This is a genomic window from Caulobacter sp. BK020 (assembly GCF_004342605.1).
In the GTDB taxonomy this organism is placed as follows: Bacteria; Pseudomonadota; Alphaproteobacteria; order Caulobacterales; family Caulobacteraceae; genus Caulobacter.
Map to the genome: position 1 here is coordinate 208,011 of NZ_SLZL01000008.1, position 17,044 is coordinate 225,054.

General features: G+C 70.4%; 17 protein-coding genes. 9 read left to right on the forward strand and 8 right to left on the reverse strand.

The annotated features are described in order from the left end of the window. The first annotated feature begins 191 nt into the window (after positions 1-191). From EV278_RS12335 to copD, 4 genes are all read left to right on the forward strand, one after another. On the forward strand, positions 192-722 hold the full coding sequence (locus EV278_RS12335; RefSeq protein ID WP_132091450.1) for a gamma carbonic anhydrase family protein: 531 nt from the start codon (positions 192-194) through the stop codon (positions 720-722). A 133-nt stretch (positions 723-855) separates the two neighbouring features. Next, complete coding sequence (locus tag EV278_RS12340) at positions 856-3,036, forward strand: copper-translocating P-type ATPase (RefSeq protein ID WP_132091453.1); 2,181 nt, start codon at positions 856-858, stop codon at positions 3,034-3,036. An 83-nt stretch (positions 3,037-3,119) separates the two neighbouring features. Beyond that, positions 3,120-3,479 (forward strand): copper homeostasis periplasmic binding protein CopC, encoded by a 360-nt coding sequence (copC, locus tag EV278_RS12345; RefSeq protein WP_132091456.1) that lies wholly within the window; start codon positions 3,120-3,122, stop codon positions 3,477-3,479. 2 nt (positions 3,480-3,481) lie between these two features. Next, positions 3,482-4,411, forward strand: a complete 930-nt coding sequence (copD, locus tag EV278_RS12350; RefSeq protein ID WP_132091459.1) for a copper homeostasis membrane protein CopD — start codon at positions 3,482-3,484, stop codon at positions 4,409-4,411. A 191-nt stretch (positions 4,412-4,602) separates the two neighbouring features. Here copD and EV278_RS12355 read toward each other — a convergent pair whose 3' ends face one another. The 4 genes from EV278_RS12355 to EV278_RS12370 all read right to left on the reverse strand — a co-directional run bounded on the left by EV278_RS12355 (position 4,603) and on the right by EV278_RS12370 (position 6,494). After that, the gene (locus EV278_RS12355; protein WP_243692172.1) at positions 4,603-5,187 is read right to left on the reverse strand and encodes an RNA polymerase sigma factor; all 585 of its coding nucleotides are present in this window, start codon (positions 5,185-5,187) and stop codon (positions 4,603-4,605) included. Then, positions 5,184-5,624: a periplasmic heavy metal sensor gene (locus EV278_RS12360; protein ID WP_132091461.1), complete on the reverse strand. Its 441-nt coding sequence runs from the start codon at positions 5,622-5,624 to the stop codon at positions 5,184-5,186. Before EV278_RS12360 ends, EV278_RS12355 begins: the two co-directional genes overlap by 4 nt. Beyond that, the gene (locus tag EV278_RS12365) at positions 5,624-5,911 is read right to left on the reverse strand and encodes a hypothetical protein (RefSeq protein ID WP_132091464.1); all 288 of its coding nucleotides are present in this window, start codon (positions 5,909-5,911) and stop codon (positions 5,624-5,626) included. The genes EV278_RS12360 and EV278_RS12365 overlap by 1 nt, the downstream gene beginning before the upstream one ends. A gap of 106 nt (positions 5,912-6,017) precedes the next feature. Then, on the reverse strand, positions 6,018-6,494 hold the full coding sequence (locus EV278_RS12370) for a DUF305 domain-containing protein (protein ID WP_132091467.1): 477 nt from the start codon (positions 6,492-6,494) through the stop codon (positions 6,018-6,020). Between the two features lie 161 nt (positions 6,495-6,655). On the opposite strand from EV278_RS12370, the gene EV278_RS12375 reads away from it, so the two are divergent. Continuing rightward, entirely contained in the window at positions 6,656-8,320 is a 1,665-nt protein-coding gene (locus tag EV278_RS12375; protein WP_132091470.1) for a choline dehydrogenase, read from the forward strand. 161 nt (positions 8,321-8,481) lie between these two features. Here the strand turns inward: EV278_RS12375 and EV278_RS12380 are convergent, their stop codons facing one another. Continuing rightward, positions 8,482-9,075 carry a PAS domain-containing protein gene (locus tag EV278_RS12380; RefSeq protein WP_347812826.1) on the reverse strand — a complete coding sequence of 198 codons (594 nt, stop codon included), beginning with the start codon at positions 9,073-9,075 and terminating at the stop codon, positions 8,482-8,484. A 140-nt stretch (positions 9,076-9,215) separates the two neighbouring features. On the opposite strand from EV278_RS12380, the gene EV278_RS12385 reads away from it, so the two are divergent. Next, complete coding sequence (locus EV278_RS12385) at positions 9,216-10,163, forward strand: hypothetical protein (protein WP_132091476.1); 948 nt, start codon at positions 9,216-9,218, stop codon at positions 10,161-10,163. A gap of 80 nt (positions 10,164-10,243) precedes the next feature. On the opposite strand, the gene cysE is transcribed toward EV278_RS12385, so the two are convergent. Continuing rightward, positions 10,244-11,074, reverse strand: a complete 831-nt coding sequence (gene cysE / locus EV278_RS12390; RefSeq protein ID WP_132091479.1) for a serine O-acetyltransferase — start codon at positions 11,072-11,074, stop codon at positions 10,244-10,246. A 99-nt stretch (positions 11,075-11,173) separates the two neighbouring features. Next, the gene (locus EV278_RS12395; RefSeq protein ID WP_132091482.1) at positions 11,174-11,794 is read right to left on the reverse strand and encodes an NUDIX hydrolase; all 621 of its coding nucleotides are present in this window, start codon (positions 11,792-11,794) and stop codon (positions 11,174-11,176) included. A gap of 75 nt (positions 11,795-11,869) precedes the next feature. Between EV278_RS12395 and EV278_RS12400 the strand changes: the two genes are divergently transcribed. Beyond that, positions 11,870-12,487, forward strand: a complete 618-nt coding sequence (locus EV278_RS12400) for a nitroreductase (RefSeq protein ID WP_132091485.1) — start codon at positions 11,870-11,872, stop codon at positions 12,485-12,487. Positions 12,488-12,788: 301 nt separating this feature from the next. Next, the gene (locus EV278_RS24625) at positions 12,789-15,647 is read left to right on the forward strand and encodes a Plug domain-containing protein (RefSeq protein WP_132091488.1); all 2,859 of its coding nucleotides are present in this window, start codon (positions 12,789-12,791) and stop codon (positions 15,645-15,647) included. Between the two features lie 33 nt (positions 15,648-15,680). Here the strand turns inward: EV278_RS24625 and queF are convergent, their stop codons facing one another. After that, a complete protein-coding gene (gene queF, locus EV278_RS12410; protein WP_132091491.1) occupies positions 15,681-16,136 on the reverse strand; it encodes a preQ(1) synthase in 456 nt (151 codons plus the stop codon). Positions 16,137-16,225: 89 nt separating this feature from the next. On the opposite strand from queF, the gene EV278_RS12415 reads away from it, so the two are divergent. Beyond that, positions 16,226-17,029, forward strand: a complete 804-nt coding sequence (locus EV278_RS12415) for an SDR family NAD(P)-dependent oxidoreductase (protein ID WP_132091494.1) — start codon at positions 16,226-16,228, stop codon at positions 17,027-17,029. Positions 17,030-17,044: the final 15 nt, after the last annotated feature.

Genomic DNA, 17,044 nt, shown 5'->3' on the forward strand with positions numbered 1-17,044 from the left:
CAAACCCCAAAACCGACACCCAAGGTCTCCGTTACCGGGAGGCCGCGTTCGGCGATCGAGCGCGGCTCGGATACGAGAAGAATGACTCCCGATGTCGGAGTGTTCCCCCTCGAATCGCACAAATACAATGGGGCAGGCATGGTTTATGACCCGTTAAGGCCCTGCCTGCTTCCAGAACACGAGGTGTACGGATGACTGTCTATTCCTTGGGCGCCGCAAGTCCTTCCCTGCCCGCGGACGGCGAATATTGGATCGCGCCCAGCGCCTCGGTGATGGGAAATGTCTTGTTGCGGAAGAATTCCAGCGTCTGGTGGGGCGCAATAGTTCGCGGCGACAATGATCCGATCGAGATCGGCGAGAACAGCAATGTTCAGGACGGCTCAGTACTTCACACCGATGTCGGCAGCCCGCTGACCATCGGGGCCAATGTGACGATCGGCCACATGGTGATGCTTCACGGCTGCACGGTCGGCGACGGCTCGCTGGTCGGAATTGGGGCGATCGTGCTCAACGGGGCGAAGATCGGGAAGAACTGCCTGATCGGGGCTGGCGCCCTGATCACCGAAGGCAAGGAGATCCCCGATAATTCGATGGTGATGGGCGCGCCCGGCAAGGTGGTCCGCGAGATCGGCGAAGGCCACGCCCTGATCCTGCAGGCCTCGGCCCTGCACTATGTCGAGAACTGGAAACGCTACCGGACCGAGCTTTCCCGCCTGGACTGAGCGCCCGGGATGACAGCGACAAGACCCCGGAAACGCGTCTCGGATCGCGATTTTTGAGATCCCTCAAGGAATCCCCGAGGGCGGGGCGCGATCGGTGCGTAGCCAAACAGTTGGCGTCGTCGAGGGACCGGCAATGGCGGACGAACACGGGCATGCGCATCACCCCCATCGCATGGGGGCGGAGACCACGAAGCCGGCCAGGCCAGGCGTGACCTACACCTGCCCGATGCACCCGGAGATCCGCCGCGACGCGCCGGGCGCCTGCCCCATCTGCGGCATGGCGCTGGAGCCGCTGACGGTGACGGCCGAAGCGCAACCCAACCCCGAACTCCGGGACATGACCTGGCGCTTCTGGATCGGGCTGGCGCTGGCCCTTCCGGTGTTCGCGCTGGAGATGGGCGGCCACGTCGGCCTGATGGCCTTCCATCTGGCGCCGCGGGTGTCCGCCTGGACCCAGCTGATCCTGGCGACGCCCGTGGTGCTGGGCTGCGGCTGGCCGTTCTTCGTGCGCGGCGGCCGCTCCATCCTCACTCGCCAGCTCAACATGTTCACCCTGATCGCCATGGGCGTCGGGGTGGCCTGGGCCTACAGCGTCGCCGCCACGCTGGCGCCGCAGGCCTTTCCCCCGGCCTTCCGCAACCCGGATGGATCGACGCCGGTCTATTTCGAGGCCGCCGCGGTGATCACCGTCCTGGTGCTGCTGGGCCAGGTCCTGGAGCTGCGGGCGCGGGAGAGCACGTCCGGCGCGATCCGCGCGCTGCTCGACCTGTCGCCCAAGACCGCGCGCCGGGTGCTGGGCGACGAGGACCTCGAAATCCCGGTCGACCAGATCGAGCCCGGCTTCGCGCTGCGCGTCCGGCCCGGCGAGAAGGTGCCGGTCGACGGCCGGGTGCTCAGCGGCGAGGCTCTGATCGACGAGTCGCTGGTCACCGGCGAGTCCATGCCCGTCGCCAAGGCGCCCGGCGACACGGTGATCGGCGGCGCGCTGAACAAGACCGGCTCGTTCCTGATGACCGCCGACAAGGTCGGCGCCGACACGCTGCTGGCCCAGATCGTCGCCATGGTCGCGCAGGCCCAGCGCAGCCGGGCGCCCATCCAGCGTATGGCCGACCGGGTGTCGGGCTGGTTCGTGCCGGCGGTCATCGCCGCCGCGGCGGTCGCCTTCCTGGTCTGGGCGATGGTCGGTCCGTCGCCGCGCCTGGCCTTCGCCCTGGTCGCGGCGGTGTCGGTGCTGATCATCGCCTGTCCTTGCGCTCTGGGCCTGGCCACGCCGATCTCGATCATGGTCGGCGTCGGGCGCGGCGCGCGAGCGGGGGTTCTGATCAAGAACGCCGAGGCCCTGGAACGCTTCGAGACCATCGACACCCTGATCGTCGACAAGACCGGCACCCTGACCGAGGGCCGGCCGGCGGTGACCGCGATCCATCTGGCGGCCGGCTTCACCGAGGACGAGGTTCTCCGCCTGGCCGCCAGCCTTGAGCGGGCCAGCGAACATCCGCTGGCCGACGCCGTCGTCCGCGCCGCGGCGGCGCGCGGGCTGACGCTCAGCCAGCCCCAGGCCTTCGACTCCCCCCTGGGAAAGGGCGTGATCGGCGCGGTGGACGGCAAGGCGGTGATCATCGGATCGGCGCGCTTCCTGGCCGAACGGAACCAGGCCCCGGGAGAGCTCGCGCCCGTGGCCGAAACCCTGCGCCAGGACGGGGCCACGGCGATCTTCGTGACCATCGACGCGCGCCCGGCCGCCGTCCTGGCGATCGCCGATCCGATCAAGCCCACCACCGCCGCCGCGGTGAATGCGCTGAAGGCCCAGGGCGTGCGCGTGGTCATGCTGACCGGCGACAACCGCACCACCGCCCTGGCCGTGGCGCGCCGCCTGGGCATCGACGAAGTCGAGGCCGACGTGCTGCCGCACGAGAAGTCGGACGTGGTGTCCCGCCTGCGCGCGGAGGGCCGCAAGGTGGCCATGGCCGGCGACGGCGTCAACGACGCCCCGGCCCTGGCCGCCGCCGAGGTCGGCGTGGCCATGGGCGCCGGCTCCGACGTCGCCATCGAAAGCGCCGGCGTCACCCTGCTGCACGGCGACCTCGAGGGCCTGGTCAAGGCGCGCAAGCTGTCGCGCGCGGTGATGGGCAATATCCGCCAGAACCTGTTCTTCGCCTTCGCCTACAACGTCGCGGGCGTGCCGATCGCCGCCGGCGCGCTCTACCCGGCGTTCGGCTGGCTGCTGTCGCCGGCCATCGCGGCCGCGGCCATGGCGCTGTCGTCCGTCAGCGTCATCGGCAACGCCCTGCGCCTGCGCGCCGTCAAGCTGTAGCGAAACCTGGCGGATCCTGGCGAGGGGCGAGCGTCGCCAGCGCGTATTGGCTCGGCCATGCCACCTTTCGAAGGACCTGTCCCATGACCCTGCGCGCGCTCCTTGTCACCACCCTGGCCGTTTCGACCCTGGTCGCGGGTGAGGCCAGCGCCCACGCCAAGCTTGTGGCCTCCGATCCGGCGGCGAACGCCGCGGTGGCGGCGCCGAAGACCGTGTCGCTGACCTTCAACGAAAAACTCGCGCCGGCCTTCTCGACCTTCGAGATCGCCCGGGCCGACGGCGTGAAGATCCCCGTGAAGACGACGGTCTCCAAGGACCGCAAGACCGTCTCGGGCGCGCCCCGCGACAGGCTGGCGGCCGGCGCCTACAAGGTGACCTGGCGCGTGGCGGCCGCCGATGACGGCCACCGCATGGACGGCGTCGTCACCTTCACGGTGAAGTAGCCGTGGAGGCGGCGGTCGTCGTTCTGCGCTGGGTCCAGTACGCGGCGAGCTTCGTCCTTGCCGGCGGGGCCCTGTTCGCGCTCTACGCCCTGCCGGCGCGCGGGCCGTCGAGCGCGGCGGCGATGGCCTGGCCGCGGCGTGTGCTCGCCGGCTCAGCGGCCATCCTTCTGCTGGCGACGGCGCTGGGCCTTTCCGCCCAGACCGCCGTCGTCGCCGGGTCGCTGTCCGCCGCGCTCGCCCCCGCAACCCTGGCCTCGGTGCTGACCGACATGGCCATGGGGCCCGCCTCCGTCGCGCGAGGTCTCAGCGCCGCCCTGGCCCTGGGCCTGCTCCTGGCCAAGCGCCCTGGAACCCCGGCCTGGGTCGCGAGCTCCAGCCTCGGCGCCGTCGCGACCGCGAGCCTGGCCTGGATGGGGCACGGCGCGGCGACCGAGGGCGCCGGGTCCCTGATCCACCTGGCGGCCGACATCGCGCACCTGGCCGCGGCGGCGGTCTGGATCGGCGCGATCGTCTTCTTCCTGATCCTGGCCCGGCTCGCCGACGGCACGGATGCCGACGGCCTCGGCGCCTTCCACGACGCGCTGGCGGGGTTTTCCGGGATCGGCTCGGCGCTGGTCGCCGTGCTCCTGGCCACCGGCCTGGTCAACAGCGGATTCCTGGTCGGGATGGCGGGCCTGCCCGGCCTCTTCACCACGCTCTATGGCCGCCTGCTGCTTCTCAAGCTGCTGGTCTTCGCCGCGATGCTGGTTCTGGCCGCGGCCAACCGGTTTCGGCTCACCCCGGCGTTGCGCGGCGCGCTGGACGATCCCGACCGCGCCGCGGCGGCCGTCGTCGCGCTGAGGAAGAGCCTCGCCCTGGAGACGGGCGCCGCCCTGGCCGTCCTGGCCCTGGTGGCCTGGCTCGGACGCCTGGCGCCCCTCTCTTCGCTCTAGCGCCTGTGGTTGTTGACGATCTTGGACCGAATTCCTCGTCCTTCGACAAGCTCAGGATGCGGAATTCTACTCAACCGCCTTGCCAGTAGCCCTCATCCTGAGCCTGTCGAAGGACGAGGGCGGCGCCTCTACGCCAAACGGCTAACGGCTAACGGCTAACGGTCCACAGAACCTAGCGCCCGACCCGCCCCTCATCCGCCGCGCGAAACATCGCCGAGCCATTCGGCCAGCCGCTTCCGGGCGCGATAGACCCGCGTCTCGACGGTCTTGACGCTGACGCCCAGCAGGTTCGCGGCGGCCTGCTGGGAATAGTCTTCCAGATAGGTCAGGATCAGCGGCTCCTTCAGCCGTGCCGGCAGGCGGGCGATCGCCGCTTCGAGACGGGCCAGCCGCTGGGCGCGTTCGGCCTGCGCCTCGGGATCGAGGCCCCCGTCGGCGTAGTCGGGCGATCCCGGCGCGTCGATCGAGCGTTCGCCGAGCACAAGCCGCCGGACCAGCAGACGCCGTCCGCGATCGCGGCATTTGTTGAGCGCGATGGCGCGCAGCCAGGTGGGAAACGGACGGGCCGGATCGTAGCGGTCCAGCGCCTTCCAGGCCGAGACGAAGCTTTCCTGGACGATGTCGCGGGCCGCCTCGGGGTCGCCGACGTGACGGCGGGCGAAGGCGAACAGCGCGCCCTTGTGCCGACGCATCAGCTGGCTGAACGCCGGCTCGTCCCCGGAGGCCGCCCGCCGCGCCAGCTCGGCGTCGTCCTGCTCGCCCGCGGGGACGGTCACGGCGTGTCGTTCGTCAGGGCCTCGCTGACGCGGCGGTCGAACTTGGCCGCCTGCTCGGGGGTCAGCACCTTGCGCATGGCCAGGACGTGCTGGACGGTTTCCAGCTGCAAGGCCCCCATGGCGGCATGGAAGCGCTCCACGGCCGCCTCGACCTGCGGCGTATATTCGTGACGCGCCTGGATCGCCGCCGCCAGCTCGGCGTTGGCCGCGCGGAGCTCGGCCTCGCGGGCCTTGCGGCGCACGGCGAAATCCTGTTCCAGCACCTCCAGGCGCCGGTCCTGTTCGGGGGTCAGCTCCAGGTCATGGTGGACCATCTCGTGCAGCGAGCCCGGATGGCGGCCGGGCAGCAGGCCGGACGCGCCGATCCACGCCCCCGCGGCGCCCGCCAGCAGGGCCAGGACCACGGTCAGGACGAGGCCGAGGCTGATCCTGGGCATCAGCGGCCCGTCAGCAGGGTCGAGGGCGCCAGATGCGCGTCGATCGAGAACACCGAGATCTCAGCGGGCCGCCGCGCCGCGGCCGTGGCGGCGTAGCTCCCGCCGGCCAGACCGATCCCCAGCGCAGCGACGATGCAGGCCGCGCGCAGGGGCAGCAGGACGCCGGACGAACGCCGGGCGTCGCGAAGACGATCGATACGCGACCACACCTCGCCTTCAAGACCGTGCAAGGCCGCCGTCGGCGCCTGTCGCAAGTCTCTCAACAATCCATCGAGCGCGTCGCTCATGGCCGATTCCCCTGACCTTCACGCCCAGACTACGCACGCGCCGCCCCGATCCCTCAAGCGTCACAGGACGAGCGATCGCCCTGACCGACAGCGCCCGATCGATCGCTCAGGGCAGCATCGCATCCATCTGGTCGATCTCGGCCTGCTGCCCCTTGATGATCGTCGCGCATAGCGCCCGGATCTCCGGATCGCGCACGGGGGCCTTGCCGCACATCAGGATCGCGCCCGAATGGTGCGGGATCATCGAGCGCAGGAACTCCCGGTCGCCGATCAGCCATTGCTGGCGAATGGCAACGAAACAGACAAGTCCCAGAACCAGGCTGGCGCCGACCAGGGCGCGGTTCAGCCCAGCCTTCGGATACATCATGCTCATCAGCAGCAGTTCGAGCACGACCATCGGCGCGGTCATCAGGCCGGCCATGTAGGCCTGGTTGAGGTTGGGGCGAATGCTCGAGGCCCTGTCGACCATGGCGTACATCAAGGCGTACATGGCGGCGAACGACAGGGCCGTCATCACCGCCAGCCTCAGATAGGGCCGGTGATGCTCTTGGGGTTGATGCCGCTGGGAATGACCCTGGTCCATCGTCGCCTCCGGGATTGCTGCTGCCGTCCAGGGTCTCCATACGGCCCGCGTGGTCGGCGCCCTCGATTCGTCGGCGAACTCGCAACCCCTTGCCGGCCGTCCAAAGCCGCGCCACTCTCTGCCTTAACAACGATAATATTGCAGGGAGGCGACGTCGGACCATGGGCGGCACGCGCTACGACTACGTCATCATCGGCGCCGGTTCGGCCGGCTGCGTCCTGGCGGCGCGGCTGACCGAGGATCCGGCCGTCAAGGTACTGCTGCTGGAGGCGGGCGGCAAGAACAGCTCGATCCTGGTGCGGATGCCGGCCGGGGTGGGCGAGCTGATCAAGGCCAAGGGCGACCAGAACTGGGGTTTCTGGACGGAGGCCGAGCCGCATCTCAACGACCGCAAGCTGTGGTGGCCGCGCGGCAAGGGCCTGGGCGGCAGCTCGGCGATCAACGGCATGATCTACATCCGCGGCCACGCCCGCGACTATGACCAGTGGCGGCAGATGGGGCTGGCGGGCTGGTCCTATGCCGAGGTCCTGCCCTACTTCAAGCGCTCGGAACGCCACCATGGCGGCGGCGACGCCTATCACGGCGACGCGGGCCCGCTGCACGTGTCGCGCGGCGAGTCCAAGAGCCCGTTCTACGCCGCCCTGATCGAGGCCGGCCGCCAGGCGGGGCACGCGGTGACCCAGGATTTCAACGGCTATCGCCAGGAGGGCTTTGGCCCCTACGACCTGACGATCCGCGACGGCAAGCGCTGCAGCGCGGCGGCGGCCTATCTGCTGCCGGTGCTGGCCCGGCCGAACCTGACCTGCGTGACCGGCGCGCGCACCACCCGCATCCTGGTCGAGAACGGCCGGGCGGTCGGCGTCGAATATGTGGTCGGGACCAGCCCGGAGCGCCTGGTCGCCCATGCCGACGCCGAGGTGCTGCTCAGCGCCGGGGCCGTGCAGTCGCCGCACGTGCTGCAGCTGTCGGGGATCGGCGACCCGGACGACCTGAAGGCCCAGGGGGTCGCGGTCGTCCATGAGTCCAGGGGCGTCGGCGCCAACCTGCAGGACCACCTGGACGTCTGCCTGTCGTGGACGACGAGGAACCTGGTCACCGCCTATTCGGCCAACAAGGGGCTGAACAAGCTGAGCGTGGGCCTGTCCTACATGCTGCTGGGCCAGGGGCTGGGGCGGCAGCAGTTCCTGGAAAGCGGCGCCTTCCTGAAGTCGCGCCCGGACCTCGACCGGCCCGACCTGCAGATCCACGGCGTGCTGGCGATCATGCAGGACCATGGCAAGACGCCGGTCGAGAAGGACGGCTTCACCCTGCACGTCTGCCAGCTGCGGCCGGAGAGCCGGGGCAAGATCGGCCTGCGCTCGGCCGACCCGTTCGACGATCCGGCCATCCTGGCCAACTACCTGGCGACCGAGGAGGACCGCCGCGCTATCCGCGAGGGGATGAAGATCGCCCGCGAGGTGGTGGCCCAGGCGGCGCTGGATCCCTATCGCGAGGCCGAATACGCGCCCGGCGGCGAGGTGAGGACCGACGAGCAGATCGACGCCTGGGTCCGCGCCAAGGCCGAGACCATCTACCACCCGGTCGGAACCTGCCGGATGGGCGCGGCGGGCGACCCGCTGGCGGTGGTCGATGACCAGCTGCGCGTGCAGGGGATCGCCGGCCTGCGGGTGGTCGACGCCTCGGTCATGCCCACCCTGATCGGCGGCAACACCAACGCCCCGACCCTGATGATCGCCGAGCGCGCCGCCGACCTGATCCGCGGCAAGACTACGCCGGCGGCGCTGGACGTCCCGGTGTTCGAGGACGGACGGGCGGCGGCGGCCTGAAGCCGAGGGGGCGTCCGTCGACTTCGCCTCCCCTGCTACACGCTGGGAGACTTGCTCCATTGAGATAAGGAGGGGTCGCCGTGCGGCGCCCCCTCCCCATCCGCGGCGCGCCCCTCCCGCGCCGCTCTTTCCGCCCCCCGACGGAAAGCTCGTGCTGGTCCTCAGGCGATCCGCCGCCCGTGCAGCGTCGCCAGCCGCAGGCGCGGCGCCTCCTCGTTGGCCGGGCCGAGGGACTGGATCCTGCGCACGCCCAGTTCCGAGGCCGGTCGGCCCATCAGGCGCTGGATCATGGCGATCGGCTGGTAAAGGCCCAGGAAACGGTCGGCCTGGCCGTCGGCGCCGGTCATCGGCGCCAGCAGCACCTCCATGCCCACCGACGGCGCACCGATGGCGCGGATGTCGGCGGTGATCACCACCGGCTCGCCCCGACGACGGGCGACCTCCAGGGCGGACTTGACCTCCAGCCGGTGCGACAGGGCCCAGAAGCCCAGGGCGTCCTCGCCGCGCAGGTCGCGAGCGTGAAGGTCGGCGACGAATCCGCCAGCCAGCCGCACCGGATAGCGGCCCTTGCCGTCGCGCCCCAGGATGAAAACCTGCGGCAGCAGATCCAGGAAATCGGCCGGATTGACGGCGGCGCGCGCGGGCATGGCGCCGTTAACGGCCTTGCTACGCCAATAGTCTATCAACCGTTCCGTGCTTGGATGGAACATCGTCGTTCCCCTGGCGGGCTCGCGCGCGGTCGTTTTCGACCGCATCGGGCTTGCAGGGAGAACCGGGCCAGCCCCAGGACCGTGCCGTCCTGGGACAGTTTCCCGGTGGAGCGGCGGACATGGCGTGAAACTTGCTTGGCCTTTGGCCACGCGGCACGCCGACGTGTTGTGAAGGGAAGAGGCCGATGAAGGCGCCGAAAATGACCTTGTCCAGGCTGTGGATCAGCCTGGCGACCGGACTGGGTGCGCTGGTGCTGGGCGGGGTCGCCTACGCCCAGTGCGGCAGCTGCACGCCGCCGCCTCCGCCCTGCTGCGCGCCGCCGCCGGCCCCGCCGCGTCCGCCCACCCCGCCCGGCTGCAACACCTGCGGCGGCGGCCACAATGTCTATGTGCCCGGCATCAACGTCCATGTCGGCGGCTCGGTGATCGTCAACGCCAACGCCTCGGCGACCAGCACGGCCACGGCCGGATCCAGCGCCGGAGCCGGCGCGGGCGCGGGAGCCTCGGCCGGCTCGACCGTCTATTACGGCGGCGGCACCCACGGCGGCTACTATTCCGGCCCGATATCGACCGGCTACATCCAGGGCCTGAACGTCGAGGGCGGCGAAGCCCGCCGTCGCGCGTCCTACGAGGCCACCCGCACCAAGTTCAAGCGCGTGGTCATCCGCGCCGTCTGCCTGGACGACCGCGACATTCCCCACCCGGCCTCGCAGGTCACCCCCGACCGCGACATCGACAGCGGCTATGACGGCGAGCTCTATCGCTGCATCGCCGGCTCGCGCATGCAGTACGTGGTCGGCGCCTACGAAGGCTACAGCGCGGCCAATTTCGGCGGCGAGACCTATGTTTGCGGCAAGAACGAAGCCCTCTATTACGGCGGCGGCGGTCGCGGCGGCTCAGGCCTGGCCGGCGGCCCGGACGGCCGTGGCGGCGCCCTCTCCTGCCGGCCGCAACGCCCGGCCCGCGACTGCAACGAGCGCTCGCTGCTGCGCCGCTACGGCGCCGGGGTGAAGATCCTGACCATCCTGACCACCGAGAAGTACACCGCCTATCGCGAGGAAACGGTGCGCGAGCAGTCCAGCTCGGGCCTGAGCCTCAGCCTGGACGGCGGCGTCGGCGGGGTGGTGTATTAAGCCGCCGGCCAAGTCCGGGAAACAGAAGGGCCGCTGCGAGGCGGCCCTTTTTGCATCCGGGATCCGGGCGAGCCTTCCGCTCAGATCACGTAGTCGTAGACCACGTCGGCCAGCGTGTGGTCCATCGTCCGGGCCGGCTCTTCGCAGGTGGGGCAGTTGACGAGGCGAGCAGGCACGCCGGCGGCCGTGCAGTGCGGCGGGATGGGTTTCAACACCACCGAGCCGGACGCCACCTTGGCGTAGTCGCCGATCGTGATGTTGCCCAGCACCTTGGAACCGGCGCCCAGCAGCACGCCCTTGCCGATCTTGGGGTGGCGGTCGCCGCGCTCGGCGCCGGTGCCGCCCAGGGTGACGCCATGCAGCATCGAGACCTCGTCGCCGACCACCGCGGTCTCGCCGATGACGATGCCGGTGCCGTGGTCGATGAACACGCCCTGGCCGATGCGGGCGGCGGGGTTGATGTCGACCTGGAACACCTCGCTGGCCCGGCTCTGCAGGTAGAAGGCCAGGGTCTCGCGGCCCTGGCCCCACAGCCAGTGCGACACGCGGTGGGTCTGAAGGGCCAGGAAGCCCTTGAAGAACAGGAACGGCTGGACATAACCCTTGGTGGCCGGGTCGCGCTCGAACACCGCCACCAGGTCGGCCTCAGCGGCGGCGACCAGGGCCGGGTCGCTCCGGAAGGCGTCGGCGGCGAACTCGCGGGCGGTCATGGCCCGCATCTCCTGGTCGCCCAGCTTGCGCGCCAGCTGGAAGGTCAGGGCGTCGGCCAGGTTGTCGTGGCTGAGGATCACGGCGTTGAGCAGCGAGGCCAGGGCCGGCTCGGCCTTGGCGGCGTGTTCGGCCTGGTTGCGCAGGGCGGCCCAGACGGGCGGCGCCGTTTCCTGCGTCACGACCTCAAGATGCTTGGCCACCGGGATCTCCCTCGCCCACGCCGACAATAGAGCATCTTTATTGGAAATGCTCCAGAACGGCCTTCGGATCCGACGGCCAGGCCGCCGATCCGTTGCCACTTAAGACCGCGCCTCGGCCAGCACAAGTCGCGCCAGGTCGGCCGGCAGCTGGCCCTTCACCGCCATATGGTGCACCCGGAGCAGTAAAGCCACCGTCAAGGAGTCCGGCATGTGGCCGGACACCGCCGCGTCGAGGGCCTGCGCGAACGGCACGCGGGCGATCGCCAGATCCTCGGTGTCGTCGGGCGCGGTCGCCGTCGGCGTCAGGTCCAGGGCCAGATAGCCGTGGCAGATCTCGTCGGTGATCGAGTTGGACAGCTCCATGGTCAGGATCAGCCGCCAGTCGGCGGCCCGCAGCCCAACCTCCTCGGCCAGCTCGCGCTTGGCGCCGTCCAGCGGGTCCTCGGCCAGCGGCGCGCCGCCCTCGGGGATTTCCCAGCTGTAGTTGGCATGGGGAAAGCGGTTCTGGCCCACCAGGGTGACCGTGCCGTCAGCGTGCAGCGGCACGACGCCGATCGCCCGGTTCTTGAACGTCACCTTGCCGTACAGCGCCGGCCGGCCCGTGGGCGCGATGGCGTCGTACTCGGTCAGGGTGATCCAGGGATTGTCGTAGACGACCGTTTCCCGGGTCACGCTCCAGGGCGTCCCGTGCGCTTTGAGCCAGGGCGGTTTTTCGGACATGCGAACGACTCGCGACTTGTGGCGGCCGGGGCTCGGCCATAGGTGTGCTGCTTATCGTGCTTCCCGGAGGTCGTCTTGGCCGGTTCTGTTCCCCCCGCCCCAGAATTCGGCGAAGTGCTGCCGATCACGCCGTCGCCGGCGGTGCTGGACTTCCTGGCCCGGCGTCGGTCGGCCTCGGCCATGAGCCTGACGGCGCCGGGACCGGATGACGTCCAGCTGGCCGACCTGTTGCGCCTGGCCGCCCGGGTGCCCGACCACGGCAAGCTGGCGCCCTGGCGGTTCGTGATCCTGCGCGGCCCGGCCAAGGACGCCTTCGCCGAGAAGATCACCGCCCTGGCCGACAGCCAGGCCAATCCCGCCAAGGCCAACGCCGCCCTGCGCAAGCTGACCCGCCCGCCGGTCGCCGTCGCCGTCATCTCGCGCCACATCCCCGGCGAGATCCCCGAATGGGAGCAGCGCCAGAGCGCCTCGGCCGTCTGCCAGCAGATGCTGCTGGCCGCCGCCGCCATGGGCTGGGGCGCCAACTGGATTACCGACTGGTACGCCTATGACCCCCGCGCCCAGGCCATTCTCGGCCTGGCCGACGAGGAACGGGTGGCCGGCTTCGTCTATCTGGGAACCTCGACCGAGGCCCCGCAGGAGCGGGTGCGGCCGGACGCGGCGGCGATCACCACCGAATGGTCCGCCATCTGAGCGGCGGCCGGACGCCTGTGACCTTTTCGCATCGGTCCGAGGTCATTCTTCGGCAAAGCACGACTGGAATAGCGGTCCGACGCCATAGAATCGCCACCTCGTCAGCCTGTAATCCCAAGGCGTGGGACTTGCGAGACGCAGGCTTTGTCGTGCATCAGCCACGACATCTTATGTAACAGTCCTGCATCAAATCGACCTTAAGCATCCGTAACTTGTGATGTGGCCTTGCGTTGCCTAAGGCCAAGCTCGACGATGTCCGCGTACTTACACGCCGACCAACTTTCTACGGCCGACGGGGTTCATGACGCTCTCTCTCCTGATTCTTGGCCTGTCCGCCGTCCTGGACGGCGCGCCCGAAGCCGCGCCCGGGCAGCAGGAACCGGCCGCCCAGGCCCAGCGAGCGCCACAGCAGGCCGCGCCGGCCGGCGCTGATCCCTACGCCGCCGAGGTCGAGGCGGTCGAGGTGGTGGCCGGCAAGCCGCGCGGCTCGGTCGAGGGCGACATCAAGCCCGAGCTGACCCTGAATCCGGCCCAGATCCGCGCCTACGGGGCCGGCAGCATCTCGGAACTGATGGCCTTCCTGGAGCCGCAGCTGCGCACCAGCCAGAGCCGCGGCGACGGCCAGCCGGTGATGCTGGTCAACGGCCGCCGCATCTCGGGCTTCCAGGAGATCCGCGACATCCCGCCCGAAGCGATCGAGCGCTTCGAGATCCTGCCCGAGGAAGTGTCGCTGACCTACGGCTATCGCGCCGACCAGCGGGTGGTGAACATCGTCCTGCGCCGCCGCTTCCGCGCCCTGACCACCGAGGGCGGGGTCAAGGTCCCCACCGCCGGCGACCGCACCTCGACCGACCTGCAGAGCACCTTCTTCCGTGTCCAGGGCGACAATCGGTGGCTGTTCAACGGCAAGGTCTCGCACGACACGGCCCTGTTCGAGACCGACCGCAACATCGTGCGCACGCCGTCGGGCCAGCCCTACGACCTGACCGGCAATGTCACGGGCCTGGCCCTTCAGCCGCCGGACGTCGCCAACGGCGTCTATTTCCAGCCGATCGACCCGAACCTGACGGCGCTGGTCGGCTCGCCCGTGACCGTCACGCCGGTTCCCACCGCAGCGCTGGGCGGCCCCGCGACCCTGGCCGACTTCGCGACCAACGCCGGGACCGCCGCCACCGACGACCTGACCGCCTGGCGCAGCCTGGCGCCCCGGGGAACCTCGGCCTCGCTGACCGGCGCCCTGACCCGGCCGGTGGGCAAGTCGTCGATGGCGACGCTCAGCGGTTCGTTCGAGGACTCCACCTCCTATTCCTATCTCGGCCTGCCCGGCGTCCGCCTGGAGGTGCCCGAGACCAACCCCTATTCGCCGTTCAGCCAGGACGTCCTGCTGTACCGCTACGCCGACGACTATGTCTCGATGGCCCGCAAGACCGACACCCAGAAGGCCACGGTGTCGGCGGCGGCCAATGGGCGGATCAAGGACTGGCGCTGGAGCGCCACCGGCGGCTACGTCTATTCGACCAGCGACACCACCACCGGCCGCGGCCTGGACGCGGCGGCCTTCGCGGCCGGTGTCGCCGCCGGGGATCCGGCCCTGAACCCGTTCGGCAACATCCCCTCCAACCTGCTGGCCCGCGTCTCGCCCGACACCGCCAAGTCGACCTCCAACACCGCCAACGCCGAGGTGGTGTTCGTCGGCAACCTGCTGCAGGCCCCGGCCGGCGGCGTGTCGACCACCTTCAAGGTCGGCGCGGACACCCAGACCCTGGATTCCCGCAGCGTCCGTCGGGGCGTAGTGACCGACCGCGACATCTCGCGCACCAGCGGCAACCTGCAGGCCAGCCTGAACGTGCCGATCTCCGACCGGGACAAGGGCGTGCTGCCGGCGCTGGGCGACCTGTCGGTCAACTTCAACGGCGAGTACGAGCGGCTGTCGGACTTCGGCGGGCTGATCACCCTGGGGGCCGGCGCCAACTGGTCGCCGATCAGTCCGCTCAGCTTCCTGGTCAGCTACACCAGCGAGGACGGCGCCCCGACGCCGTCGCAGCTGAACGACCCGATCCTGTCGACGCCGAACGTCTCGATCTACGACTTCAAGACCGGCCAGTCGGTGCTGGCGACGCGGATCGAGGGCGGCAATCCCAACCTGGTTTCCGACAGCCGCCAGGTGATGAAGCTGAGCGTCAACATCCGGCCGCTGCCCAAGGACGCCAAGACCAACCTGCAGATCAGCGCCAACTACACGGCCACCCGGATCGACGACTCGATCAACAGCTTCCCGGCCATCACCGCCGACATCGAACACGCCTTCCCCGACCGGATCATCCGTGACGCCAGCGGGAGGCTGATCTCGGTCGACTCGCGCCCGGTGAACTACGCCAAGTCCGAGCAGGAGCAGATCCGCTGGGGCTTCAACCTGTCGCGCCCGTTCGGCAAGCCGCGCCCCGGCGTTCCAGGCTTCCAGTTCGGCGGCGGACCGCCTCCCGGCGGCGGCGGACGGGGCCCTGACGGCGGTTCGGGCGGAGGCCCCGGCGGAGGCCCCGGCGGAGGCCCAGGTGCTGGCGGAGGCGGTTTCCGTGGCGGCGGCGGCGGCTTCCGCGGCGGCCCGCGCCCCGGGCAGGGCCAGGTGCAGGTCTCGCTCTACCACACCTGGAAACTGAAGGACGAGGTCACCATCCGCGACGGCCTGCCGGTCATCGACCGCCTGGACGGCGGCTCGGGCGCGGGGCCCGAGCACGAGGTCCAGCTGCAGGTCGGTGTGTTCAAGGGCGGCATGGGCGCGTTCCTGAACGGCAGCTGGCGCAGCGGTTATCGCCTGAACGGGGCGACGGCGCAGCAGGACCTGTTCTTCAGCGACCAGTCGACCTTCAGCCTGAACCTGTTCGCCGACCTGTCGTCGCGGCCGGACCTGCTGCGCGCCCACCCGTGGCTGCGCGGCTCGCGCGCGCAGCTGCAGGCCCAGAACCTGTTCGACACCCGCCAGGACGTGCACGACCGCCTGGGGCTGACGCCCCAGGCCTACCAGCCGGACTTTCGCGACCCGATCGGCCGGACGGTGCGCATCAGCTTCCGCAAGCTGATCGGCCCGTCGCGCCCGGTCCCGCCGCCGGGCCAGCGCCCCCCGGCCGCCCCGACCCCGCCGCCGGCTCAGCCGCCGCGGTAGGCGCCCCTCGTCGTTTCTGGTCCGGCGACCCGCTTAGCCCCGGCCGCGATAGGGCGCCACGCCCTGGTCGGGGACCCACAGGCCCTCCGGCGCCGGGCCGGTCTGCCAGAAGACGTCGATCGGGATGCCGCCGCGCGGGTACCAGTAGCCGCCGATGCGCAGCCAGCGCGGGGCCGCGACCTCGACGATCTTGCGGCCGATCTTGACCGTGCAGTCCTCGTGGAACGAGCCGTGGTTGCGGAAGCTGGTCAGGTACAGCTTCAGCGACTTGCTCTCGATCAGCCAGTCGCCCGGCGCATAGTCGATCATCAGGTGCGCGAAGTCGGGCTGGCCGGTCACCGGGCACAGCGAGGTGAATTCGGGGGCCACGAAGCGCGCCAGGTAGGTCACGTCGCTCTGCGGGTTGGGCACGCGCTCGAGGACGGCCTGATCGGGGCTGGCGGCGGGCTCGACCACCTGGCCCAGCTGGGTCACATGAAGTTCGGTCATGGCGGTCATCTAGGCCCCGCGCCAGCACGAGACAAGCGCGCGCGGCGTCGCTATCGTGACGTCAAACAACTGTTGGGACGAGGCGAGCGATGAGCGGACGGGATTTCGACGGCTTCACGGTGGTGGTCACCGGGGCTTCGACAGGCCTGGGCCGGGCCATGGCGGTCGAGACCGCGCGACGCGGCGCCGGCCTGGTGGTGGTCAATTTCGCCCGCAGCACGGCGGAGGCCGAGGAGACCGCCCGCCTGGTCGAGGCTGAGGGCGCCAGGACCGTCCTGGTCCAGGGCGACGTGGCCCAGGACGCCGACTGCCGCCGGATCGCCGAGGCGGCGGCGGGAACGGGGCGGATCGACGCCCTGTTCAACAACGCGGGGATCACCAAGTTCGCCCCCGACCACGCCGACCTCGACGCGGTCGACGCCGAGGACTTCCTGCGGCTCTATGCGGTCAATGTGGTCGGCGCCTTCCAGATGGTCCGCGCGGCGCGGAGCCTGCTGGAGGCCGCGCCGCAGCCGGGCGCGGTGGTCAACACCGCCTCGATCGCGGGCGTGGTGGGCAACGGCTCGTCGGTGCCCTACGCCGCCTCCAAGGGCGCGCTGACGACCATGACCCTGTCCCTGGCCCGGGCCCTGGCCCCGCGCATCCGGGTCAACGCCGTCTGCCCGGGATTCATCGACACGCCGTGGTTCGGCAAGGCGATGGACGCCGAGCGCATCGACCGTCTGCGCGCCGGCGCGGCCGCGGCCACGCCGCTGAAGGCGGCCTCGACCGCCGAGGACATCGCCGGCGCCGCCGTGTTCCTGGCCTCGCCGGCTTCCCGCCACGTCACCGGCGAGACCCTGCTGGTGGACGCAGGCCTGCACCTGGGCGGAGCGAGTCTGGCGATGCGCTAAAGCCGCAGGTAAAGC